At 62.7% G+C, this 22,972-nt stretch carries 15 protein-coding genes and 2 pseudogenes; 6 read left to right on the forward strand and 11 right to left on the reverse strand.

The annotated features are described in order from the left end of the window. Positions 1 to 150: 150 nt before the first annotated feature. The 8 genes and pseudogenes from G3T16_RS22735 to G3T16_RS04400 form a co-directional block, all read right to left on the reverse strand. Entirely contained in the window at positions 151 to 969 is an 819-nt protein-coding gene (locus tag G3T16_RS22735; protein ID WP_332102862.1) for a DUF1302 family protein, read from the reverse strand. A gap of 665 nt (positions 970 to 1,634) precedes the next feature. Then, positions 1,635 to 2,024 (reverse strand): annotated as a pseudogene (locus G3T16_RS22740) (AMIN domain-containing protein); the annotation flags it as partial. After that, positions 2,025 to 5,234: an outer membrane lipoprotein-sorting protein gene (locus tag G3T16_RS04375; RefSeq protein ID WP_197911893.1), complete on the reverse strand. Its 3,210-nt coding sequence runs from the start codon at positions 5,232 to 5,234 to the stop codon at positions 2,025 to 2,027. It abuts the pseudogene before it with no gap. A gap of 36 nt (positions 5,235 to 5,270) precedes the next feature. After that, positions 5,271 to 8,048, reverse strand: a complete 2,778-nt coding sequence (gene prsT, locus G3T16_RS04380) for an XrtA/PEP-CTERM system TPR-repeat protein PrsT (RefSeq protein ID WP_163493989.1) — start codon at positions 8,046 to 8,048, stop codon at positions 5,271 to 5,273. Positions 8,049 to 8,150: 102 nt separating this feature from the next. Then, on the reverse strand, positions 8,151 to 9,752 hold the full coding sequence (locus G3T16_RS04385) for an FAD-binding oxidoreductase (RefSeq protein ID WP_197911894.1): 1,602 nt from the start codon (positions 9,750 to 9,752) through the stop codon (positions 8,151 to 8,153). A 63-nt stretch (positions 9,753 to 9,815) separates the two neighbouring features. Next, positions 9,816 to 10,676: a PEP-CTERM/exosortase system-associated acyltransferase gene (locus G3T16_RS04390; protein WP_163493990.1), complete on the reverse strand. Its 861-nt coding sequence runs from the start codon at positions 10,674 to 10,676 to the stop codon at positions 9,816 to 9,818. Positions 10,677 to 10,835: 159 nt separating this feature from the next. Beyond that, complete coding sequence (locus tag G3T16_RS04395; protein ID WP_163493991.1) at positions 10,836 to 11,309, reverse strand: low molecular weight protein-tyrosine-phosphatase; 474 nt, start codon at positions 11,307 to 11,309, stop codon at positions 10,836 to 10,838. Positions 11,310 to 11,386: 77 nt separating this feature from the next. Further along, the gene (locus G3T16_RS04400) at positions 11,387 to 12,178 is read right to left on the reverse strand and encodes a S1C family serine protease (RefSeq protein ID WP_232059263.1); all 792 of its coding nucleotides are present in this window, start codon (positions 12,176 to 12,178) and stop codon (positions 11,387 to 11,389) included. A gap of 33 nt (positions 12,179 to 12,211) precedes the next feature. Here G3T16_RS04400 and G3T16_RS20930 point away from each other — a divergent pair. The 5 genes and pseudogenes from G3T16_RS20930 to G3T16_RS04420 all read left to right on the forward strand — a co-directional run. Beyond that, a pseudogene (locus tag G3T16_RS20930) lies at positions 12,212 to 13,284 on the forward strand (AMP-binding protein); the annotation flags it as partial. A gap of 207 nt (positions 13,285 to 13,491) precedes the next feature. Continuing rightward, positions 13,492 to 13,824: an AMP-binding enzyme gene (locus G3T16_RS21660; protein ID WP_232059337.1), complete on the forward strand. Its 333-nt coding sequence runs from the start codon at positions 13,492 to 13,494 to the stop codon at positions 13,822 to 13,824. Then, complete coding sequence (locus G3T16_RS04410; protein ID WP_197911897.1) at positions 13,821 to 15,092, forward strand: pyridoxal-dependent decarboxylase, exosortase A system-associated; 1,272 nt, start codon at positions 13,821 to 13,823, stop codon at positions 15,090 to 15,092. Before G3T16_RS21660 ends, G3T16_RS04410 begins: the two co-directional genes overlap by 4 nt. A 189-nt stretch (positions 15,093 to 15,281) precedes the next feature. Continuing rightward, on the forward strand, positions 15,282 to 16,688 hold the full coding sequence (locus G3T16_RS04415; protein ID WP_232059264.1) for a TIGR03013 family XrtA/PEP-CTERM system glycosyltransferase: 1,407 nt from the start codon (positions 15,282 to 15,284) through the stop codon (positions 16,686 to 16,688). 224 nt (positions 16,689 to 16,912) lie between these two features. Further along, positions 16,913 to 17,191, forward strand: a complete 279-nt coding sequence (locus G3T16_RS04420) for a hypothetical protein (protein WP_163493993.1) — start codon at positions 16,913 to 16,915, stop codon at positions 17,189 to 17,191. An 839-nt stretch (positions 17,192 to 18,030) separates the two neighbouring features. Here the strand turns inward: G3T16_RS04420 and G3T16_RS04425 are convergent. Continuing rightward, the gene (locus tag G3T16_RS04425) at positions 18,031 to 18,828 is read right to left on the reverse strand and encodes a THxN family PEP-CTERM protein (RefSeq protein ID WP_163493994.1); all 798 of its coding nucleotides are present in this window, start codon (positions 18,826 to 18,828) and stop codon (positions 18,031 to 18,033) included. A 204-nt stretch (positions 18,829 to 19,032) separates the two neighbouring features. Next, positions 19,033 to 19,833, reverse strand: a complete 801-nt coding sequence (locus tag G3T16_RS04430) for a GGDEF domain-containing protein (protein WP_163493995.1) — start codon at positions 19,831 to 19,833, stop codon at positions 19,033 to 19,035. A 294-nt stretch (positions 19,834 to 20,127) separates the two neighbouring features. On the opposite strand from G3T16_RS04430, the gene G3T16_RS04435 reads away from it, so the two are divergent. Beyond that, complete coding sequence (locus G3T16_RS04435; RefSeq protein WP_163493996.1) at positions 20,128 to 21,735, forward strand: succinylglutamate desuccinylase/aspartoacylase family protein; 1,608 nt, start codon at positions 20,128 to 20,130, stop codon at positions 21,733 to 21,735. A 42-nt stretch (positions 21,736 to 21,777) separates the two neighbouring features. On the opposite strand, the gene G3T16_RS04440 is transcribed toward G3T16_RS04435, so the two are convergent. After that, positions 21,778 to 22,971, reverse strand: a complete 1,194-nt coding sequence (locus G3T16_RS04440; RefSeq protein WP_197911898.1) for an MFS transporter — start codon at positions 22,969 to 22,971, stop codon at positions 21,778 to 21,780. Between the last annotated feature and the right edge of the window lies 1 nt (position 22,972).

Raw genomic sequence — 22,972 nt, forward strand, 5'->3', positions numbered from 1 at the left:
GGGGCAGGCCCTACGCTCGGCGTCGGCATCCATGCCTCCGACGGTCCCGAGAGGGGAGCGCCGTTCCCTGCCTTCGATTCTAGCTTTGGACTCCGCTCCAAATTCCGCCATCGCCCTGTCCAGAAACCACCAAATATCATGCTCCTATGCTCAGAACCCGTACTGCAACCCGAACAACAACCGATCCTCACTGTCGTACTGGCCGAACAGGCCCCGCCGGCTGCCCTCGAATATATCCGCCCCCACCCACAACTCCAGATTGCTGCGCAACCAGTAACGCAACTTGAGCTGCAGCAGCGAGTCGCCATCGTTGGTTGAATGCATGCCCAGCGCACGGAACTGCCAGGTGGCATTGACGAAGTCCTGCTGATACAGGAGGGTCAGCAACTGTTCCGCGGAATCCCGGTTCATGTCGGGTTCGTGGTCCGGCAGGTAGCTGTTGAACCACTGGGCGCTGACCAGCGTATCGCCGCCGGGCATCCAGTCCAGTCCCAATACCGAGGACAGCTCCGCGGATTCGCCCACGGCCGCGTTGCGAAGGCTGGCCAGCGGTTGGTAGGTATCGCTGTTATAGGCCAGCTCGCCGCGCAGCGTGACGGAGCCCAGGGCGGTGCCGAAGGTCCCCCCCAGCATGTGGCTGCGGCGGTATTCGGGCGCCAGCAGCAGCTGGCCGGTCGCCAGCGGGCGCACGCGCAGGGCGGGAGTGTCGAGGTAGTGGTAGAGGTAGTTCAGGCTCAGATCCCAGCCACCAACAAAGCTTCTCAGCGCAAAACCGAAGTCGCCATCGCGCAGCGGGTTGTCGGGACGCTCCGCCTCGGCAATTACTGTTACCGGCAGCGGCGGCAGCAGGCGGGGTGAACGGGCGGCAAAGGGTGTGCCAGGCTCAGCGAGTTCGTGATAGGTGGTATCGGGAATCCACAGCAACTGCAGGTTGGCCGCATCGCCCACCGGCAGATTGATGTTGGCCATCCACAGCGGAATCCGCGACTGGTCAAAGTCGTCCAGGATGAACTCGCGGTAGCTCTGCGGGTTGACCACATCCAGCACCTTGACGCCGTCCGCCTGCCCCAGACGACCTGCTGCTTGCCCAGGCGCCAGTCGGCTCCCGCGGCGCGGAAATCAAGATACAACGCGCGCAGCGACAGCGCGCTGTGACTGTTGTTGTGCCAGGGCGCGGTGGCGGAGGAGTAGTTGTCCGGCTTGCTGGCATCGGGCCCCAGATCCCCGACCGCGTCCAGGCGCAGGCGGGCGATCGCGGTGACGCTGGCGCCACCGCCGGGCAACCCGACATCCCAGCGCGGCTGAATCAGGGTTTCAAATTTCTGGTTGCGGTTGCGCGCACTGGCATAGGCCCACTCCTGCTCCAGTGTGCCGCTGAAGCTGATCTCCAGACCGGGGGAAGTTGGCTGCCGCGAGCGGGCCTGCGCCGGTGTGGACCCCGGCTCAGTCCCGGCATCCGCGCCCTGCGTCTGCGGCGCGGCAGCTTGCTGCATGGGTGCCTGGGTATCTAGTCTTGAGGCGCCCGCCTCCCTGCTTATACGCCGCTCCCCGGGCCCGGGCTCCGCAGTCGCTACCGGCGCCGCTTCCGGCTCGCCGGCGGTGGCGTCCTGATACAGGTCCAACACCAGGCGATGCCCGCGCCCACCGCCGGGCGGCATGGGGAAAGCCCGCAGCCGCAGGTCAGGCTGGCGCAGCAGCAGCTCAATGCGCAGCCTGCCGTCGTCGACTACCGCGCTGTTCAGCTGCCGGACCGAAGAGCCAGCAAAGCGCTCGCTGGAGCCTGCCGGCGCCGACAGTTCCGCCTGTTCCAGCTCGATGGCAATGGCTTCAGGGTCGTCCTGCGGCAGCACCCGGTAGGTCGGCGCGCTCGTCAGGTCCAGTACTACCCGGGTACGGCCCGGGGTCAGGCCCACCCGCACATCTTCCACGACCGTCGTGCCGCCGGCGTTTGCCGACCCAGCCGCGGGGCCGTACAGGAGCCCCGCCAGGACCGCCAGTAGCAATAAACAATTTCTGTATTCCATTTATAAACCGCGCCGCAAGGCCTGTTGGGTAAACACCCGTTCATTCACCTCCGAGCGGTAGTCCACCGCGCGAAACTCCAGTTCGGTACGGTGCCCGGTCTGGTGGTTCTCCATCAGTAGCTGATGGCGGGTCCAGATCCCGTCCACCTGGCGGATGTCACGGGCGTGCAGGGTCTTCAGGTGTTCGCCATCCAGATCCCAGAAATCCACCCGGGTCACGATCCAGTGGGCGGGATCGACCACTGCCAGCGTACGCGAATAACCGAGTTCCTCCGCGATCGCCTCCGACACCGGCACCGCCTCCAGAGTATAACTGCCGGGCTCAGTGGGCTCCGCCAGGCTGTAGTGATAATCATCCGCGCTCAGTTTGCCATCGAGCTTCATGTCTTCGAAACTGAAATCGGTGCCGAGGAAATAGTCACCCCGTTCGGAGGCCGGGATACGCCGTACCTTGCGCAGCGCCGGCAGGTACAACCACTGGTCATCTTCGCGGGCGGGATCGGCATAGTCCCAGGTCAGTACCGCGGTATCGCGTATGTTGGCAGGTGCGGTGAAGAACAGCACCACGCGGCGTTCATCGCCAAAGAAGCGGCGGTAACTCACCGTTTCCCGTTCGCGGCTGCGATCGTGCTTGTCGGTGGTGCGAAACAGCAATTCCCTGGTCACCTGCTCACCCTGTGGTACCGCGTTAACCCGGGTCACGACCTCCTCCGCGCACAGTTCTGCCTCGGTGCCAGGCTCTGTTTCAGTACTACTAGGCTCTGTTTCGGTGCCAGGCTCTACCTCTGCGGCGCGCGCAGACTGGAACAGCCAGGTGGCCGCCAGGGCGACAACCAGCAGTATCTTGAACAACAGCGGCAGCAAGCTCCGGCGGACAGTGCCGGTACCGTAGATAAACGCGGGCCGCAGCAGTTTTACCAGCGCCGGCAACAGCGTCACGCTGGCGAGAAAGCTGACGCCCATGGACAGCATCACGATATAGCCGAAATCACTGAGCTGGGAAATCTGGCTGACAATCAGTACCCCGAAACCGCTGGCGACGGCCAGCACATTGAGCAACAGCGCGCGGCCGGTGGTGGCATAGAATTGTGTGAACATCTGCTGCTCCTCAGCGCCGTTTTCCTTATACAGATAGCGCAGGCGACTGATGGTGTGAATGGCAAAATCCACCCCCAGGCCAATGGCCACCGCCGCGAACATCGAGGTGCCCACCCCCAGGGTCATGCCCCTCAGGACCATGAAAGCGTAAACCAGCAGCACCGCCACAACAACCGGCACAAGAGTATATACCCCGGCCAGGGCGGAACGAAAGCTGAGGCTGGAGACGGCCCAGACCAGTACCAGCGCGATCAGCAATCCCGCCAGATGGCTCTCCCCGATGTTGCGGACCCAGTGATAGTTCAGGCTGGCACGGCCGCTCAGCGTGGCCCGGACCTCGCCCTGGAATTCGCTCGCCAGGTAGCGCTCCAGCGCTTCCACTACCGGCTTGATCTGCTGGTAGCCGCCGTGGTTCATCGTCAGGCGTACATTGGCGGAACGGTAGTCGTAATCGATCTCCTGCTGGAAATCCGCCGGGTCGGCCGAAAAACTGTACAGCAGAAAGTACTGGGCCACCTGCTCGCGGCTCCCGGGCAGCGCATAGGCTGCGGACTCGTTGTTGTTCAGGACCCGATTCATCTGTTTCAGATAGTCCACGATGCTGGAGCTGCCCGTCACATGAGGCAGACTGCCGGCGTAGTCCTGCAGAGCTTCGATTTTGCGCAGCACCCGGGGCTCGAACAATCCCTCCGGCTCTGCCGTCTCTATCACGATATCGAGGGTCGTACTGCCATTGAAGTAGCGGTTGATCGCCCGGTCGGCCCGGACAATGGCCTCGTCGCTGTGGAACAGGCGGATACGGTCGTCGTCCACCTGCAGCTTGCTGCCCGCCCAGCCGCCGGCCAGCGCCAACAGGGCACAGATCAGCACCAGTGGCAGGGCCCCGCGCCGGGTCAGCCAGGCGCAGCCGGCCAGCAGCCGGCCCGCCACATCCACCTGGCCCTGACGCCGACGGTTGATGAAACTCTGGTGCACCTGCATTCGCCCGAGCATGATCAACGGCGGCAGGACCAGCAGGGTATACAGCCAGGCCACGGCCACCCCGAGCGCGGCAAACAGGCCGAAATACCGGAATGGTGGCATCTCGGCGGCAAAATACAGGCCGAGAAAGCCCGCCGCCGTGGTAAGCGAAGTCAGCGTAACCGGCAGCCACATCTCGGTCATCGTCGCCACCACCAGTTCTTCGCGGCTGCGCTGCGGCGCGGCGGCCTGCTGATCGAAATAGTGACTGCAGATATGAATCGTATCGGCGACCGCAATACCGATCAGGATGACCGGCAGCGCGTTGGTGATCACAAAGAAAGGTATCTGCAGAGCTGCCATGATGCCGAGGGAGATCCCCACCGCCGCGACAATCATCACCACCGCCAGCAGCGCCGGGGTCAGGCGCCTGAAGGCCAGCACGATGATGGACAGGATGATCAGACCCGCGAGCGGGTTCAGGCGCTGCGCGTCGGCGTCGATATAGGCGCCGAGATAGCCCGCTATGGCGCCCTCGCCCGCCACATGGGTAGTCAGCCCCGGCGGTAATGGCTGACCGGCCAGCAGCTGCAGAATGTCGCGGTAGGTGGTTTCGCTGTCGGCCTCATCCACCAGCTGTGCCACCACCAGTGTCGCCTCACCACCAGCGGCCACCAGGCTGCCCACCAGCAGCGGAAAGTCTTCTACCGCGGCCCGCATCGCAGCGACTTCGGCAGCCGTTGCCGGCATCGGGTCGAGGATCGGCTGTACCTCGATGCCAAACTCGTCGCCGGTGATCAGCGACTCGGTGGCCAGGCTGACCACGTTGTTGGCATCGACATTGGGCAGGGTCTTCACCGCCGCAGTGATATCGGCGACAGCCTGCAGTATGTCAGGCCGGTAAATGCCCTCGGGGCCATCCGCCACCAGGGCTATGAGCAACGGATCGCTGAGGCCGAAGCGCTCGCGGACCAGGTCGCGATACAGCAGGGCCGGGTTGTCGGGTGCCAGAAAGGCGTCGGAGCGGGTATCCTTGGCCAGTTCCGGCAACGCGCCCAGCGCCAGCACCAGCACCACGGTGGCGGGCAGCAGCGCCCACCAGGGATGCCGCACCAGCGCGGTGAATACCGCGGCGACCCTGCCCCCGCTCACCGACGGTTGCCCCGGCCGCCCCATGACCCCCGCGGCTCAGGATTCCGGCAACTGCGCGAGCAGGGACCTCGCCTCGTCCCGCTGGGGAAACTCAGGTTCTGACAGCAGCGATTCCAGAATTTCCCTGGCCTCGCTGGCCTGGCCGGCGCCGTTCAGGATCACTGCCCGATGGTATAGCAGCTCCGGATTGCCGGGCATATCATCCAGCGCCCGCTGGTTCAGGGCCAAAGCCTCAGGATAGGCGCCCAACTCATACCGCACCATTGCGTGAGTGTCGCGGATCTGCGGGTTGTCGGGCGCCAGCCGCGAGGCCTTCTCGATATAGCCCAGCGCGCGCTGTGGGTCCTGCTGGCGGAACAGCCAGCCGAGATTGTTCAGTATCATCACATTGTCCGGTGCCTGGGCCAGCACTCGCTCGTATTCCGCACGGGCATCAGCTTCCCGGCCGGTCTGCAGGTAGTGGGACGCCAACTGGCTGCGCACCGCTACGTCATCCGGATGCTCAGCCAGCCATTCCTGCAGCAATGTCACGGCTGCATCACGCTTGTCCTGGGCCCAAAGTGCACCGCCCAGGGAGCCTACAGTCATCGAATTCGGGTCTTCCGCCATGGCCTCACGCAGTAGCGGTTCCGCGGCGGCGGGTCTTCCCCGGGCCAGGTCAATGCGGGCTTTGGTCACCTTCACTGCGGGTTCGGCGGCCACCTCCGGAGGCAGCGCCTGGAGCACAGCCATCGCTTCATCCAGCTTGTTGCGGGCCAGCAGAATCTCTGTCTCCAGCTTGCGCAGGTCGGTATTGTCGGGCTCCTGCTCAAGTGCCTTTTGCAGATGCTCGTTCGCCGGCCCGGCCCGGCCTGCTCGCAGCTCGACCCGCGCCACCAGTGCCAGCGAAGAGATCTCCTCCGGCACCAGCCGCAGCAGGCGCCTGCCGGTGTCCGCGGCGGCATCATAATCTCCGGCTTCGGCGTGGATCGCTGTCAGCAGCTGCCACAGGCTGGGCTCGCCCGCGTGACGTTCGCGCGCCTCGTTCAGCAGCGTCACCGCTTCCCCGCTGCGGCCACCCCGCAGCAGTACCCGCGCCAGCGCGAGACGCGGCTCCAGTGCCGCTGCATCACTTTCAACAGCCTTTCGCAGCGCATCGGTCATTGCACCGTGATTGCCCAGCTGCTCTTCCAGTTTAGCCAGGTTGACCAGGGTGTTGACATCGTCGGGGTGATGCTGCAGCGCAGCCTGATAATGCTTGCGCGCACCTTCCAGGTCCCGATCCAGCACCCTCAGCGCGGCCATGCCGCTGTTGGCGGAGACATTGCCCGGCTCCAGCTCCAACGCCTGGCTAAAGTAGCTGGCCGCCGCCTCGGAGTCTTTGTCCTGCATCAGAATGCGGCCCAGCAACAGCAGCGGCCGGGGGCTCTCCGGCTGCAATTCACGATAGGCTTCGGCCTCGGCGCGGGCCGCCGCGGTATCCCCACCAACAAGATGCGCCTGGATCAGACGTTCCCGCACCGCCGCGTTGTCCGGCTGCAAGTCCCGGGCGGCCTCCAGCTCCACGATGCCCCGTTCGCGCTCACCCGCCTGGACCAACTCCGATCCCAGAGCCAGCCGCGCCTCCAGGGACTGCGGTTGCGACTGCGCCACCTGCTGATAGATCTCGGCACTTTCGACATGCAGGCCCTGAGCGCTGAGCGCAGTCGCCAACAACCCCATGGCCGGATAGTTCATCTCATGCTCCTCGACTATTTCGCGTGCGATATCCTCCGCCGCCTCAGCCTCGCCCAGTTGCAGGTAGACCGTGGCCAGTTGCAAGCGGGCATTCAAATGGCGCGGCTCTTTGGACAGAAATGTCGTCAACTGAGTGCGGGCAGTGGCAAAGTTGCCCTCGCGGATGTTGGCTATGGCAGCCAGGTAGAGGCCGCCGCGATGGTTGGGCAGCACATTGAATACGCTGGCGAATTCCTCCAGCGCCGCCGCGGCATCGCCCGCTTCCAGCAGGATCCGGCCCTGGGCCAGATTCACGCCGGGATGATCCGGCATGATGCCCTGCAGCCGGGCGAGTTCCTTCTCCGCTGCATCATGCTGGTCCAGCTCAATATGCATGGAAACCAGGTTGAGCCGATCGGTGAGCCGGTAGGAGTTCAGTTCGGTGGCCCTGGTATAGGCGTCCCGGGCATCCTCGAATTGCCCACCGACATGGTATATGTCACCCAGCGTGCTCCACGCTTCGGCGTACTCTGGATCCGTTTCAACGACGGCCAGGAGCAATTCCCGCGCCTCGTCGACGGCATTTTTCTGCCCCAGCAGGTAGCGCGCCCAGGCAGTGTTGACGTAAACGCTGTCCGGAGCCTTCTCCCGGGCTGCAGCGAAGGATTCTTCCGCCGCCCAGGTATCTCCGCCCTGTGCCTGGGCCAGTCCCAGCGCAGCGAGGAAGTCCGGCTGCTGCTGCACACGGTCGAAGCGGCCCTCCCCGTGCAATTCCATCAGTTTCTCTACCTGCGCCGCGGCGACCAGCGCACGGGCGTAACCTGTCAGGGTATCCGGGTCGTCCCCGGCAGTCAGCGCACGCTCGAACTCATCCACGGCAGGACCGGGGTTCTGCTGGAAGAGGTAGGCCTCTCCCAGCATCCGGCGGGCATCCGCATTGTCCGCATCCTGCTGCAGTGCAGTCTTGAGATCGATGGTGGCCGCGCGGGCATCGCCCTGGTCCAGGGCGGTGCGAGCGCGCGCCAACAACTCATCCTCCGAGACAGAAGGTGAACAAGCTGCCAGCGCCAGTGCGAGGGCAATGACGGCCGGGATACAGAGAGCGGGACAAAGCTTCATTATTCAGGGTTCCGGTGAATGGTCCAGTGTTGCGGTAGCTTACCGCCTTCGACAGGCAAAGCCAAAACCGCGGGTTTGGCCCCCTTCAGGAGGCCTGGCCGATCAGGGCAGATAGCGCCCCGGGGCCAGAATACCATTGGGATCCAGCTCCCGGCGCAGCCCCTGGAAAAATTTCTGGTAGGCAGCCGTTCGGGGCGGCATTTTTCCGACTGTCTGGATACCCAGACGGTAGGGATAATAGCCCGCCGCGCACAGCTGCTGCAGCATGTCATCGTGGCAGGCCATCGCGCGCTCGTCCTCGCCGGGAATATCGCGGTCGTAGGAAACATTGACCACACAGTCGACCGTGCGTTCGGTCAGCAGCGTAATGGATACGGCGGGCTCATAGCCGTGGCTCAGCATGGTATGCTTGACGATATCCCAGATCGCCGCCACATGGGCGCCGCTGGTCGGGGCCACCGGGGCAAGCCACAACACCCCGCAATTGTCCTGTTCCGGACTCAGGTCCACCGAGGCGGGGGGCATGCTCGTCTTGCGCCAGTAGTTACTGGGCAGCATCCCGGCACTGGGCACCCCCTGGGTCATGCCGAATACCGGCTTCAGCATCTTCATCATTTCCGTCAGATTGACCCCGGTCACCCACTGGTAGGGTTTGGCCACCCGCTCGGCCAGCCACAACAGGCGCTGGTCCAGAAACTGCAGGCGGCTCACCTTGCCCTTGAGCTGGCGCTTCAGACGCCGCCGGGCAGCGGCGACGGTCGCCCGGGACCCGTACAGCGCCCCGGACACGTTCCAGGGGCCGCAATCCCATTCCTTGACTTTGGCCCGCAGCACATCCTCCGGCAGCGGTGTCTCGCCAGCGGCCTGTTCCCAGGGGTAGCCCTGGATCGCAGAAATGATCTTGTAGTCATTGCCAATATGCATTGCACTGCGAACGGTGCCGTCCAGGCGCAGCGGCCGCAGCAGCTCGATCAGTGCGGGCAGGTCCTCGTCCCGGGCGATGCGGCAGGCAAAAAACTGGGCATACTCGGGTTTGGGCATCAGCCAGATGGTGGCCTGCACCATCACCCCCAGGTTGGACTGGGTGAACAGGCCGTCGTAATGCGGTCCCACGCCCCAGCGATAGACACCGGTAGCCTTGGCATTGTCGTACTGGCCAAAACCGGTGGCGATCAGGTCGCCCTCGGGCAATACGACCTGCATGCCACCGACATGGGCGTAGTGGTCGGAGTAGGCTGTGTGGCCAAAACCCCGCTCGGCAATATTGCCGATCATGCTGTGCGCCGGGGAAGCGCCGGTGACGTCCAGCCAGAAGGGCGCATCGCGCTGCTGCAGGTAATCATACAACTGCTGCTGGGTCACGCCGGGCTCCACCGTTACGTAGCCCAGATCCTCATTGTATTCGATGATCCGGTTGAGGCGCTTGAGTTCCATCACCATGCAGCCGGGCGCTGCGGGGACCGTGGATCCATAGCCGGTGTTGAGGCCGGTGCTTATCGGATACAGCGGTACCCGGAACTGGTTGGCAATGCGCAGGCATGCCTGTACTTCCGCCGTATTCGCCGGCCGCAATACTGCCGGCACATCGTTGTCGGTATGGAAGGTCGCGGTCTCGTAGGGGTGCAGAGCGGCCGGGTCCACCAGCACATGATCATCGCCCAGCGCTTGCTGCAGTGCGGCTATCGCACCGTCAATGTCCATCATATTCACCCTGTCAGTCCCGCAGTGTGTTTTTATCAATCCCCTGCTGTGTACCGCCGGCTTCGTTCAGCGCGCCAGCGCAGCGGGCAAGGGTGCAAAACCCGGCAGCAGCGGCGCCGGAGCTTCCGCTCCCAGGGCCGTATTAGCGCCAAGCGCTACGTTGCGGGCTCCCGCCGCAGGCCACAGTGCCTCTGCAAACTGCGCCTTGACCACGTCGTAACACAACCGCAACTCATCCGGCGCATCGCGTACCAGGTCGTCGAGATCGGCATAGTAGGGCGCCCGGATACCGCGAAACTCGAAGTCCGCTCCCACCCTCTGGAACGCGACGCCAGTGCGCTTGAGAATGGCTGGCAGGAACGGCTCCATAATGGCAAAGCAATGTTTGCGGTGCATTAGCTCCGCGACGGCTGCCGCGGCCAGAAACAGGGAGACCGCGATCAGCGGAAAAGTGCGCTTCTCGCGCGTATGGAACTGCAGCGTGTCCTTGGTTCCGAACCGGGTTTCCTGCTCACCCCGCCGGCGCCGGAAGTCGCCGTCCACCGCAAGGCGGGATATCTCGCACAAGGTCTGGCGCTGGCCCGCGAAACGCTGCATGAATCCGTGATCCATGGAGCCGCCACTGTGCAGCTCCAGCGGCATGGGCTCATCGTTGTCCATCATCACCAGGCGCACACAGCCGGCTGGCCGCCCCGAATCGCGATGGGTCACCAGGCAATGCACCGACTGGTCGTCGAACCCGTCAATTTCCTGGTGATTGGCAAAGGTCTCCACCGGCTCGTAGCCGAACTCTTCGCAATACACCCGGTAGCGCACCTGATAGACCAGTGCGCGCTGGGCCTCAGTCAATGCAAGGGACAAATCGAAGTAGCGGGCGAAGTCCATGAACAGCGAAGACTTGTCTGCCGAGGCCGCATTATTTTCCATCAGTTTGCTCCCGGAAACGATCACGCGTGCAAAGCAACATTTCAGTATCCCTATCGATCACATTAGTAAAGCTCAGAATAAAAGCAAATTTTGACAAGCGACACAGCTTCTGCCTGTTTTGTGGACCAATCCACAAAACAGGTATTTACATTCAATCACTCATGATGCCAGGCCGATAAGGGCGCGCGCCTGGGTGTTCGCAAAACCCTCCAGGGCCGCATCAATGCGCAGGAAGACCTCGGTAAAGCCCTGCCAGTCGCCAAAGTAGGGGTCCGGAATGTCCGAGGCGACCTCGGCATCGGGCAGATAACTGGCCAGCAATTGAATGCCGACCGGCGCTTCGCCATCTGGAAACAGATCTTCGAGTTCGCGCCTGTGGGCCTCCTCCATCACCAGCACCACATCGCTGCGCAGAATCATGGCGGTATCGGCCTGGCGAGCGCGAATGCCGCGAATGTTGACCCCCATCTCAGCGGCGAGCTTCACTGCCCGCTGGTCGGGCCGCCGTCCGCGCTGAGCCACCCGGGTGCCGGCGGAGCGCACCTGAATACGCCGACTTAATCCCATCGCCTGAAAGCGGGCCCGCAGCAAGCCCTCCGCCAGGGGTGATCGGCAGACATTGGCGGTGCACACTATCAACACCCGACGGTCGGGACGGGACCAGAACATCCAGTCAGGATAGCACAGTAGTCACCCCGGCCCCGCAGCGCTCAGTCCGCCGTGCCGGCCCGTCGCAGCAGGGCCTCGACATGACTGGCAGGGATCGCATAACTGATCCCGGAAGGCCGCTCCAGCAGGGCCTCGCGGGATTCCTTGACAAAAACACTGTTGACCACGCCGATCACCTGGCCCGAGTCCGGCAGGTAGACGGGGCTGCCGCTATTGCCCGGGTAGGCGATTGCATCGAGCTGGAACACGTCGTAGAGGTTGCGCAGGCGCCGCAACTGGGCCGCAGACAGCTGACGCGAGTTGTCCTGTGGCCGGGCCATGGGGGTAATCGAGGATACCATGCCCCGGTGGGTCACCGGATACAGACCCAGCACCGCACCGATCGGAAAGCCGGTAAAGGCTACCTGCTGGCCCTCCCTGACGGCGTCCGAGTCGCCCAGCGTCAGTGCCGGCAAAGGGCCGGATTCAATGCTCAGCAAGGCCAGGTCGTGGGGCGGGTCCAGCAACAGTACGGTGGCCACATGGGGCCTGGCATCGCCACCCCGCCCGGAAAACACCGCCAGCACCTGCTTGTTGTCACTGTCGAGGACCTCGGGCAAGACGTGACTGTTGGTCACGATGGTCCTGCCGTCGCCCACCACAAACCCCGTGCCCAGCAGGCTGTTGGGAGGTTTGCCCCCGATCGGCTGGCGCGGTGGATAGGCCGTGCCCACCCCTACCACCGAGGGCCGCACACGGTCTATGACATCCGGCAGGGAAGCCGCCTCCAGGACGCCTGAGAACAGCGTCAGCAACAGCGTGAAGGCATGACTCATCGGGGGAAAATAACGCATAATGCGCGCTCCTGGCGAAGGGGAAACTGCAGCATGACTGACCTGCTTCACGAGTTTATCACTGTTCAAGCGCAAACCAGGGGCCCGGAGCCCGCCCTGCTCTACAGGGACACGACCCTGTCTTATGCGCAACTATGGGAGACGGTACAGCAAACCGCGAATGGTCTGCTCGGTGCCGGTATCGAAAGCGGACAACGGGTCGCGGTCTATCTGCCCAAGCAGATCGAGACGGTGGCCACCCTGTTCGGCACTGCCAGAGCCGGTGCCTGCTTCGTACCGGTCAACCCGCTGCTGAAGCCGCGCCAGGTCAACTATATACTGCAGCACTGCCAGGCGCGTCTGCTGGTGACCTCGTTGCAGCGCCTGCAGGCTCTGGCCGAGGTGCTGGCCGATTGTCCCGAGTTGCACACGATTGTCGTCACCGATGCTTTCACCGCCGGGACCGGGGTGGTAGCGCAGTTGCAGGCAGCCGGCCGGCGGCTGATCGCGTGGCCCGAGCTGCTGGCCGCGCCCGTCGCCAGGCCCCATACGCGCATCGACGCGGACCCGGTGGCCATCATGTACACGTCGGGCAGCACCGGCAATCCCAAGGGCGTGGTGCTGTCCCATCGCAACATGGTCGCGGGCGCCCGCAGCGTGGCCCAGTACCTGGAAAACACTCCCCAGGACCGCGTACTGGCGGTGCTGCCCCTGAGCTTCGACGCCGGGCTGTCGCAATTGACCACCGCTTTTTCGGTGGGCGCCTCGGCGGTGCTGATGGACTACCTGCTGCCGCGGGATGTACTGCGGGCCGTGGTCCGTTACCGGGTGACCGGCCTCGCCGCCGTCCCCCACTGTGGAACCAGCTGGTGCAGCTGGACTGGCCGCCGGAGACAGCCGAATCGTTGCGCTACATCACCAATACTGGCGGGGCGATGCCGGTGGCCACCACCCGCGCGCTGCAACAGCGGCTGCCGCGAACAGCCGTCTATCTGATGTACGGCCTGACGGAGGCCTTCCGTTCCACCTATCTGCCTCCGGATCAGGTCAATACGCGGCCGGAATCCATCGGCAAGGCCATTCCCAATGCGGAGATTCTGGTCGTCAATGAAGCCGGCAAGCTGTGCGAGCCCGGCGAGGCCGGCGAACTGGTCCACCGCGGCGCACTGGTGGCCCTGGGCTACTGGAACGACCGGGAAAAGACTGCTGAGCGGTTTCGCCCCTGCCCCGGCCAGGACCCGCAACTGCCGGTGCCGGAACTGGCTGTCTGGTCGGGCGACCAGGTGGTCAGGGACGAGGAAGGCTACCTGTACTTTGTCGCCCGCAAGGATGACATGATCAAGACCTCCGGCTATCGTGTCAGTCCCACCGAAGTAGAGGAAATCGCCTACAGCTCAGGGTTGGTCGCCGGCGCGGCCGCGCTGGGATTGAGCCATGCCCAGCTGGGCCAGGCGATATTGCTGGTAGTCACGGCGGGCCAGGATCAGACCGACAGCGACCAGTTGCGGGACGAGCTGATGGGGCTGTACCGGCGAGAGCTGCCCAATTTCATGGTGCCTACAGAGATTGTGGTCAGGGACAGTCTGCCCCACAATCAAAATGGCAAGATCGATCGACGTGCACTGGCTGCCGATTACGCCAACAGGTTTGAGGACACAGAAACTTGACACACGAGAATCAGAAACCAGACACCGCGCCCCCGGTGCGCAAGCGCCCCCAGCACAGCCCACAGACCTACTTCAGTGTAGTGGGCAACTGTCTGCAGGTGCACGGCCAACCACTGACCGCGCTGGCCGAACGGGCGGGCGACCGCGCCTTCTACGCCTACGACAGCGAGGTCATGACCCGGCGGGTACAGGAGCTGCGGGCCTTGCTGCCCGCGGACATAGAGCTCCACTACGCGATCAAGGCCAATCCGATGGCTGAGGTGGTGGCTCATATGGCCGGTCTCACCGATGGCCTGGATGTCGCTTCGGCGGCAGAGCTGACGACCGCATTGGCAACCGGAACCCCGCCAACGGAAATCAGTTTTGCCGGCCCCGGCAAGTCCGCCACCGACCTGCGGGACGCGGTCGATGCCGGTGTCATCATCATTCTGGAATCAAGCACTGAAATGCACAGGGTGGCGGCGCTGGCCGCCGGCACCGGCAGGCGGCCGACCGTCGCCATCCGGGTCAATCCGGATTTCGAACTGAAGGCCTCAGGCATGAAGATGGGTGGCGGACCCAAGCCCTTTGGCATCGATGCCGAGCAGGTGCCGGCGGTAATGGCAGAGCTGGCTACGCTGCCGCTGGATTTCGTGGGCCTGCATATTTTCAGCGGCTCTCAAAACCTGCGGCCGGAAGCCCTGATCGAGGCCCATGACAAGACCGTGGAACTGGCGCTGCGGCTTGCCGCAGCTGCGCCTTACCCAATACGCTGGCTGAATATCGGCGGCGGCCTGGGGGTGCCCTACTTCCCCGGCGAACAGCCACTGGAACTGGCACCGGTAATGGCGAACCTGCAGGGCCTGCTGGGGCAGATCAAAACCGGCCTGCCCCAGGCCCGGGTGGTGATGGAGCTGGGACGCTACCTGGTGGCCGAAGCGGGGCTCTATGTGTGCCGGGTAACAGACAAGAAGGAGTCCCGGGGCCAATTATTTTTGATCACCAACGGTGGACTGCACCATCACCTGGCAGCGTCGGGTAATTTTGGCCAGGTGGTGCGCAAGAACTACCCCGTGTGCATCGGCAACCGGGTAACGGGGGAGGTGCATGAGAATGTCACCATCGTGGGTCCGTTGTGTACGCCACTGGACCTGCTGGCCGAGCGGATGGAGCTGCCAGCCGCGGAAATCGGTGATCTGGTCGTGCTGTTCCAATCGGGAGCCTACGGCTATACTGCGAGCCCTCATCACTTCCTCAGCCATCCGCCGCCACTGGAAATTTTTGCATAAACCGGAATTTCCTTGACTTCTGTCACAAATATTTACACCCAACAGGAAATGAAATATTTCGCTGCTATGCTTCGTTACTACTGAAGACCACGGCCCCCTGAATATATTTGACGCCTGAATCGTCAACAGGAGCGGCGGAAACGCCACAACGGAGCAGGGAGTAAACGAATAATGCTGGCGGGAAGCCTTTTGGGAACAAAACGAATATTCAATCACCATGTTCATGTGGCCTACTTCTGGCTGGCCCTGGTGGATGCGATACTGTTCGTAGCCGCCTGCTATCTGGCCACTTACATCTATTTCATGCCCGAGCCCGGCGCCCTGGAGGAATACCTCCGGTCGCTGCCTCCGCGGGCGGCTGTGTTTGCCGGCATGACGACCCTGGCGATGTTTGCCATGGGATTGTACCAACCGCGGCTGCGGGAGAGCACCAATGGCGTCCTGCTGCGGGTCGGTGGCGCCTTCCTGATGATGATGCTGGGGATGGCGGCACTGGGCTACTTCCTGCCCAGCCTCAACCTGTGGCGCGGTGTGCTGGTCTTCGCGGGCACGATTTCCTTCGCCTCCTGCCTGCTTACCCGTCTCGCCTTCACCAATACCGTCGAACTGGAGCAGTTCAAGCGCCGTGTACTGGTACTGGGCTCGGGCGAGGTGGCCAACAATATTGCCAGCAAGATGCGCCGCAACTGTGACCGTCGCGGATTCCGGGTCCACGGCTATGTGCGGATGCCTGACGACGATACGGTGGTCAGCAACGGCAATGTGATCACCCTGCAGGAGCCCCTCTCCGACTATGTCCGCAATCATGACATCGAACAAGTGGTGGTCGCATTGGACGAGCATCGCAACCAGATGCCTACCGAGGAACTGATGCGGTGCAGGATGATAGGTGTGCCGGTGGTCAGTATTCTCGATTTCTTTGAGAAGGAAGCCAGCAAGGTGCTGGTGGAAGCTGCCAAACCGGAGTGGTTTATTTTTGCCGACGGTTTCCAGAATCAGAATGCCCGCGGCATCAGCAAACGCGCCTTCGATATCTTTGCCAGCTTCGTGCTGCTGATGGCGACCTGGCCGGTGATGCTGCTGACAGTGCTGGCCATCAAGTTGGAAGATGGCTTTGGCGCTCCTGTCATCTTCCGCCAGAAACGGGTGGGCCTGGACGGGCGCATCTTCCAGGTGATGAAGTTCCGCAGCATGACAGTCGATGCCGAAGGTGACGGCAAGGCGCGTTGGGCCACCCCCAATGATGCCCGCGTTACCCGGGTGGGCAAATTCATTCGCAAGACACGGATAGACGAGTTGCCCCAGATCATCAACGTTCTGCTGGGCGATATGGCCTTTGTCGGGCCCCGCCCGGAGCGGCCCGAATTTATCCGGGAACTGTCCGCGCTGATCCCTCATTTTGAAAAGCGGCATTGCGTCAAGCCCGGCATTACCGGCTGGGCGCAACTGAACTACCCCTATGGTGCCTCCCACAATGATGCCAGGCACAAGTTGGAATATGATCTGTACTACGTGAAGAACCAGAGCCTGTTTCTGGACTTCATGGTGTTGCTCAGCACTGTCGAAGTCATCCTGTTCGGCAAGGGCGCCCGCTGACCGCGGGCGCTCTCCCCGCCCTCACAAAGTTACCATCCCTGTTCGCTGTCAGTGTTATCCCCCACCCCTGTTCGCTGTCAGTTTTTTTTACGCCGCGACAAAATGACTGCTTGAGCCAGCGTTAACAGTTCTGTAACCTCTTGCTTTGACACAGGAAAATACAGCTGGCCTGTATCTTGCTCTTCTTTGGTCAATACAACGAAAATTTGTGGAAGGACGCAGGGATGATGGGAACGGTGCTGACTGGCATTGCCGTTTTGGGATTGGGGGCGCTGCTGATCAGCGTGTACGTATTCGCGGCTGCGGCCCGTAATTTTGTATCAGATGACGAAAATGGAGAAGGGGAGTTGCAGCCGGAACCCGGCACCCTGGCATCCATCAACGCACGCAGCGGAGACGACCGCCGCAAAGCCACCCCTATCCTTGTATTTCCCGCTACGATCAACGGCGTGTTGATTCCTGAAGAACGGCGCCGACTACCTGACCGGCGCTATCGCCGCTGACCCACCCCGATACACGCCCCGCATGGCAAACTGGCTGAAGTGCAAGGCGTAACGACTGCATGGCATAATGACTGCGTGGCATAACGACTGCATGGCCTAACTGCTTTCCCAAAGCGACCCTTGCCTTCTGCAGGGCTGGTTTAGAATTATCCTTATGCTGGAGCGGCTTGTAGGACTCTCTTTGCAGGGGTGAGCGATCTTCGCAGAGGGTGAGCGATGGTGCGCTTCCTCCGTCAGCGCACCCTATATTCGCTCCACCAGATATCCCGCATAGGGTGCGTTGAGGCACGAAACGCACCGCATATACCGACACAGCACCGCCAGCTCCCATAGGGTGCGTTGAGGCACGAAACGCACCGCATATACCGACACAGCACCGCCAGCCCGCATAGGGTGCGTTGAGGCATGAAACGCACCGCAATACCGACAAAGCACCGCCAGCCCCATAGGGTGCGTTGAGGCACGAAACGCACCGCAATACCGACACAGCACCGCCAGCCCGCATAGGGTGCGTTGAGGAACGAAACGCACCGCATATACCGGCGAAGCGCCCAGGGATGGGCAAAAATGCGGTGCCAGACGCCGCAAGTGGTGGCGATGAAGCCTCGGAGTACCCGCGGTGCGACGCGACACAGTATTCGTCAGGGCACCCCTCAAACAACGCGAAGGACCCCAGCCCGCCGCTGCTCCATACAACGTCTCGACCAGGCCATGGCGCTACGCGCCATGGCTGACGCACACAAAAAAGGCGGGAAGCTTTCGCTTCCCGCCCTGTACCATTACCTTGGGTTGCTTTTCTTACCGCTGCTGATTTCCTCGCGGTAATCTACTGCCGGGAATCAGGCAGCCAGCTTGCGGCGGCGAGAGTAGCCCAGCCCCAGCAGACCGAGACCCATCAGAGCCAGAGCTCCCGGAGCAGGTACAGGCTGTTGCGTAATCAGGATCCCGAAGGGAACACTGGTGGCCTCATCTTCAGGCGTGGTGAAACCGAAGCAGCCATTGGCAGCACCAGCAGCGGCGCAAGTGGCATTAGGCAGCGGTACCAGCGCACCACCCAGGGTAACAACGCTGATGAAATAGGTTTCACCCTGGAAGTCAAATGAGTTGTTCAGCGACTCAAATGAGATCACAAAGATGTCATCACAGACTGAGTCGCTAGCAAACTCACAGGGGCCTTCATTCAATGTTTCGGTAAACTGGACATTGAAAGTGATCGAATCGTTGAAGGCCTGACCTTCGTCCGGATCAGCCGCAACCAGGTTCAATGTGGTGGTCAACATCGCGTCGGTCAACGTGGCAAAGCTTGAGCTGATCGAGTTGTTGTTGTGGGTCACGACAGTGGTCGGGGCCACCGGACCATTGGTGAAGACACTGCCAGTGGACAGTGTGTTGTCAACCAGCAGCGCACTGCGGTTGCCGCCGGGAACCGCGATGCTGCCGCCAGTGGCGCCCCAGCTGATTTCCGTATCATTCTGGATTGGGTCGCCATTGCCGGGACTGAAGACTGCACTATCCCACGTGGTAACTACTTCATAGTCCCACTCGATGATGGCAGCCGAAGCCCCCGTTGACAGCAGGCTCGCTCCAGCCAGAGCAAAGGCGCCTACCAGCCCTTTTGCAAAATTAGATGTTTTCATGTCGATCTCCTGATTTAAATTCCGGACCCCAAGGTCTGGTCACAAAATATAAAGCAGTTATCGTGCCAACAAAATATTTTCTTTATTATCAATAACTTGTAGTTTGTACGAATCTGACAGAAGGCGGAGTTGTAAAAAAAATCGACACTGTTCAACCCTTTTCCCCGTAGTGGGAGGAGTCGTACGAGGCCCGCTATTGCGGGATCAGGACACCATCCGCCGGGCCTGTTGCGGCGCATCCATGGCCTCGGCCAGTACAACCCGGTTCCTGCCGCTCTCCTTGGCCTGGTACAGGGCGTTGTCCGCCGCCAGAAACAGCCCTTCCGCGCTCTGTTCATCGCTGTAGGCAGCGGCCCCGACGCTACAGGTAATGCTCAATTCAGGGCCGACGGCGGACAGATCCAGCGACTCGATGCTGCGGCGAAGACGTTCGGCAATGGCCACTCCGGCAGGCGACGGGGTCATCGGCAACTGGACGCCGAATTCCTCTCCGCCCAGCCGGCCGACGATGTCCGACTTGCGCAGTTGCGCCTGCAGCGCCGTGGAGGTTTGTACCAGCACCTGATCCCCGGCTACATGGCCATAGGTATCGTTCACTGACTTGAAATAGTCCACATCCAGCACCAGCAGGCACAATGGTTGCCGGTAGCGGCCGGCCATCGCGATATTCGTCTCCAGCACCTCAAAAAAATGGCGGCGATTGGGAATGTCAGTAAGGTGGTCGGTGCGCGATTCCGCCCGCAACAGGGCGCTCAGGCAGCGCTGCTGCCGGTAGAGCACCAGCATGATCAGCAACAACAGCGCCATCAACGCCAACAGCAATGTCAGGGAGGTTTCGGTAACCGTGGTGCCCAGCAGCTCCAGCGCCCGGGCGGGCATCGGCAGCAGTGCAATCAGCGCAACCAGCGCCCCGGGCGATCGCAGGCGGTGGGCCTCAGCGCCGCCCGAAGCGCTGGCGGGTGGCTTTGCGGGGCAGGCCAGCGCCGCTCCCGTCGCTGTCACCATCGACACTCAGCCCGCATCTTGCAGGGCGGGGTTGCACAGCGGCCGCCCCGGCACAAGACCCCCGCCTGCCATCCCGGCTACATTGCCAGCTACCTGGAATTCCTCGGCTTCGTTCAGCATTGCTTTGCATTCCCCCCGGGCGGTATTCACGGGCCTGATACAGCTCCCCCAACCTGCTAATTTTGCATTGCCCCGCAGGAAATACAAGCGGAATGTCAAATGGTGAAATAACCGCTGTGCCGAATCTGTTAAACTGTGCCCTCTCACATTATCCGGGGTTATCAATTGCCTTTCATGATCACACGCACGAATGGCGGCATACGATGGCGCAGACGGGTGCTGGCTGCCTTTCTGGCAGTCACTGTATCCGCCGCAGCCGCGCAGAGCAGCGGACAAGAGGAGTCCGCCGAACCGGCATCGAATGCTGCCATTGAATCGGCCAGCGCAGAAGACGAAGCAGTCTCGGCATCCGATGCCGATGCCGATGCCGATACCGATACCGATACCGATACCGATACGGATACGGATACGGATACGGATACGGATACGGAGAATACTGCCACTGGAGACGAAGCCGCGACGCTGAAGCGCAGTATTCCCCAGGCCCGGCATGTCCCGCTCGACGCACCCATTACTGTGCCGGACACGCCCTCTTCTGACACCTCCGATTCCGCCGCGGCCGATGCCACACCGAAGGAGGCCGAGGCCGGCATTTCCGAAGAGACAACGGCGGAAACTGACGATTCGGAGCCCGAGATACCCCACCTGATTCTGTTGGGCACTGAAGTACCGCCCAACACCTCGACCCGCCTCGCCTGGGCGCCCACCCAGTCCTTCGAAGGCATTTACATCGCCACCCCGGTGCTGGTGGTAAACGGTATTGAAACCGGGCCCACGCTATGCCTGACCGCGGCCCTGCACGGCGATGAGCTCAACGGTATCGAGACCGTGCGCAGGGTGCTGTACAACCTGGACCCGGCCAAGTTGAAGGGTGCGGTAATAGGTGTCCCCATCGTCAACCTGCAGGGCTTTCACAGTGGCTCGCGCTACCTGAGCGACCGCCGCGACTTGAACCGTCATTTTCCGGGGGACCCGGAGGGTAGCTCCGCCGGGCGTCTGGCACATTCCTTTTTCCACGAAGTGATCAAGCATTGCAGCGCGGTGGTGGACCTGCACACGGGCTCCTTCTACCGCACCAACCTGCCCCAGTTGCGGGGCGATCTCAGCAATCCCCAGGTAGTGCAACTGACCAAGGGCTTCGGCTCCACGGTGGTACTGCACAGTGAAGGCACCAGCGGCACATTGCGCCGCGCGGCTGTGGAAGCCGGCATCCCGGCGGTGACGATGGAGGCCGGCGGTCCTTCCGTGCTGGACGAAGCGAGTGTCAGTCACAGCGTGAAGGGTATTCGCAGCCTGCTCAACCACCTGGGCATGACCAGCCGCTTCAGCCTCTGGGGCGACCCGGAACCGGTCTATTACAACTCGGCGTGGCAGCGGGCCCCGGTGGGCGGCATTGTCTTCAGCCGGGTGAGCCTGGGACAAACCGTGAAAGAGGGCGAGGAACTGGCCACGGTGACCAATCCGATTACCAATGTGCGCACCCGTATCCATTCAAGCTACAACGGCCGCATTATCGGCATGGCACTGAACCAGGTGGTACAACCCGGCTTCGCCACCCACCATATCGGTATCGCCGCGCCGAAGGAACAGGTAAGCCCGCCGGCCGAGGTGGCCGCTGCGCCATCCACGGCGCCGGAAGATGATGCCGCAAAACCGGAGGCTGACAGTCAGGGCGATGACAACACAGCAGCAGTGGCAGCGAACAATGAAGAAAATGGCCACCGCGAAAGCACGGAAGCAGCGGAAACCGGCGAGCAGGACGAAGAACTGGAGGAAGACTGAGCCCTGCCCAAGCCAGGGGCAGGACTGAGCCGCGTACCGGCCTCAGTCCGAGCGCCGGGTGATGAAGCGTCCCTGCGCATCCAGATCCAGACAGCGGTTGCGGCCCGCCAGCAGTGCCAGCAGCATCGCCGCCACGACCACCAGCGTGAGCAGCAGCCAGACCTGCGTCATGCTCGCCTCAAACTCCAGCAACAGGCCCACCGCCAGTGGTCCCAGAGCCGCGACGCAGTAGCCGATACCCTGGGTCATGCCCGACAATTGTCCAGCGATCACCGGATTGGCGCTGCGCAGCACCAGCAGCGTCAACGCCAGGCTGAAACTGCCCCCCTGCCCCAGCCCCAGCGCGATCACGCCGGGCCAGCGCAACATGGGCGGACCCTGCAACAGACAGTAGAAACCCACCCCCACCAGGCTCAGCAGCAATAGCAGCATCGGGCGTTGGTCCCGCCCCAGCCGGGCCAGCCAGGGAGCCGCCAACGCCGAAAACAATTGTACGAATACCGATACCGCCAACAGCAGGCCGGCTTCCGCTTCACCGACATTGCGGCGCTGCAGCAGGGTGGGCAGCCAGCCGAACGCAATATAGGCCAGCGACGACTGGCTGCCCATCAGCAGGGTGACCTGCCAGGCCAGCGGCGATGCCAGCAGCCCCCTGCCCGGCCGGTCCTGCGGACGACTGACCCGGCCCGGCCACGGATGCGGCATCATGATGCGCCAGCCCAGCAGCGCGGCGGCGGCCAGCAAGGACCAGCTCGCCAGGCTGGCATCCCAGCCGCCCAGCCAGTCCGCCAACGGAATGCTGAGGCCGGCCCCGAGCGCGCCGCCCAGGCACAACGCCATGGTATAGACCCCGGTCATCAGATCCGCGCCCCGCGGCAGCTCGCGCTTGACCAACACCGGCAGCACTGTGCCGCTGATACCGATCGCGGCGCCCGCCAGGGCGGTGCCCAGGAACAACAGGCCCACACTGTGGCTGGCGCGCAGCCATAGCGCGAGCGCCAGCAACAGCAGCGCCAGCGACAGAGTGCGCTCGATACCGAGCCGGCGGCTCAACCAGGGCGCCAGCGGCGCGAACAGACCCAGGCACAGCACCGGCATCGTGGTCAGGGCGCCCACCGCCGCGGCGGACAGGCCCAGGTCAGCCTGTATCCTGGCCAGCACCGGGGCGAGAGAAGACAGGGCCGGACGCAGGTTCAGCCCCACCAGGATCATCAGCAGCAGAAAGCCGGGACGCATA

The organism is Kineobactrum salinum (assembly GCF_010669285.1).
In the GTDB taxonomy this organism is placed as follows: domain Bacteria; phylum Pseudomonadota; class Gammaproteobacteria; order Pseudomonadales; family Halieaceae; genus Kineobactrum; species Kineobactrum salinum.

Coding starts and splice junctions, on each gene's coding strand:
- G3T16_RS22735 (WP_332102862.1), bottom strand. CDS start 969: ATGGCCAACATCAATCTGCCGGTGGGCGATGCGGCCAACCTGCAGTTG.
- prsT (WP_163493989.1), bottom strand. CDS start 8,048: ATGAAGCTTTGTCCCGCTCTCTGTATCCCGGCCGTCATTGCCCTCGCA.
- G3T16_RS04385 (WP_197911894.1), bottom strand. CDS start 9,752: ATGATGGACATTGACGGTGCGATAGCCGCACTGCAGCAAGCGCTGGGC.
- G3T16_RS04390 (WP_163493990.1), bottom strand. CDS start 10,676: ATGGAAAATAATGCGGCCTCGGCAGACAAGTCTTCGCTGTTCATGGAC.
- G3T16_RS04400 (WP_232059263.1), bottom strand. CDS start 12,178: ATGCGTTATTTTCCCCCGATGAGTCATGCCTTCACGCTGTTGCTGACG.
- G3T16_RS21660 (WP_232059337.1), top strand. CDS start 13,492: ATGATCAAGACCTCCGGCTATCGTGTCAGTCCCACCGAAGTAGAGGAA.
- G3T16_RS04420 (WP_163493993.1), top strand. CDS start 16,913: ATGATGGGAACGGTGCTGACTGGCATTGCCGTTTTGGGATTGGGGGCG.
- G3T16_RS04425 (WP_163493994.1), bottom strand. CDS start 18,828: ATGAAAACATCTAATTTTGCAAAAGGGCTGGTAGGCGCCTTTGCTCTG.
- G3T16_RS04430 (WP_163493995.1), bottom strand. CDS start 19,833: ATGGTGACAGCGACGGGAGCGGCGCTGGCCTGCCCCGCAAAGCCACCC.
- G3T16_RS04435 (WP_163493996.1), top strand. CDS start 20,128: ATGATCACACGCACGAATGGCGGCATACGATGGCGCAGACGGGTGCTG.
- G3T16_RS04440 (WP_197911898.1), bottom strand. CDS start 22,971: ATGCGTCCCGGCTTTCTGCTGCTGATGATCCTGGTGGGGCTGAACCTG.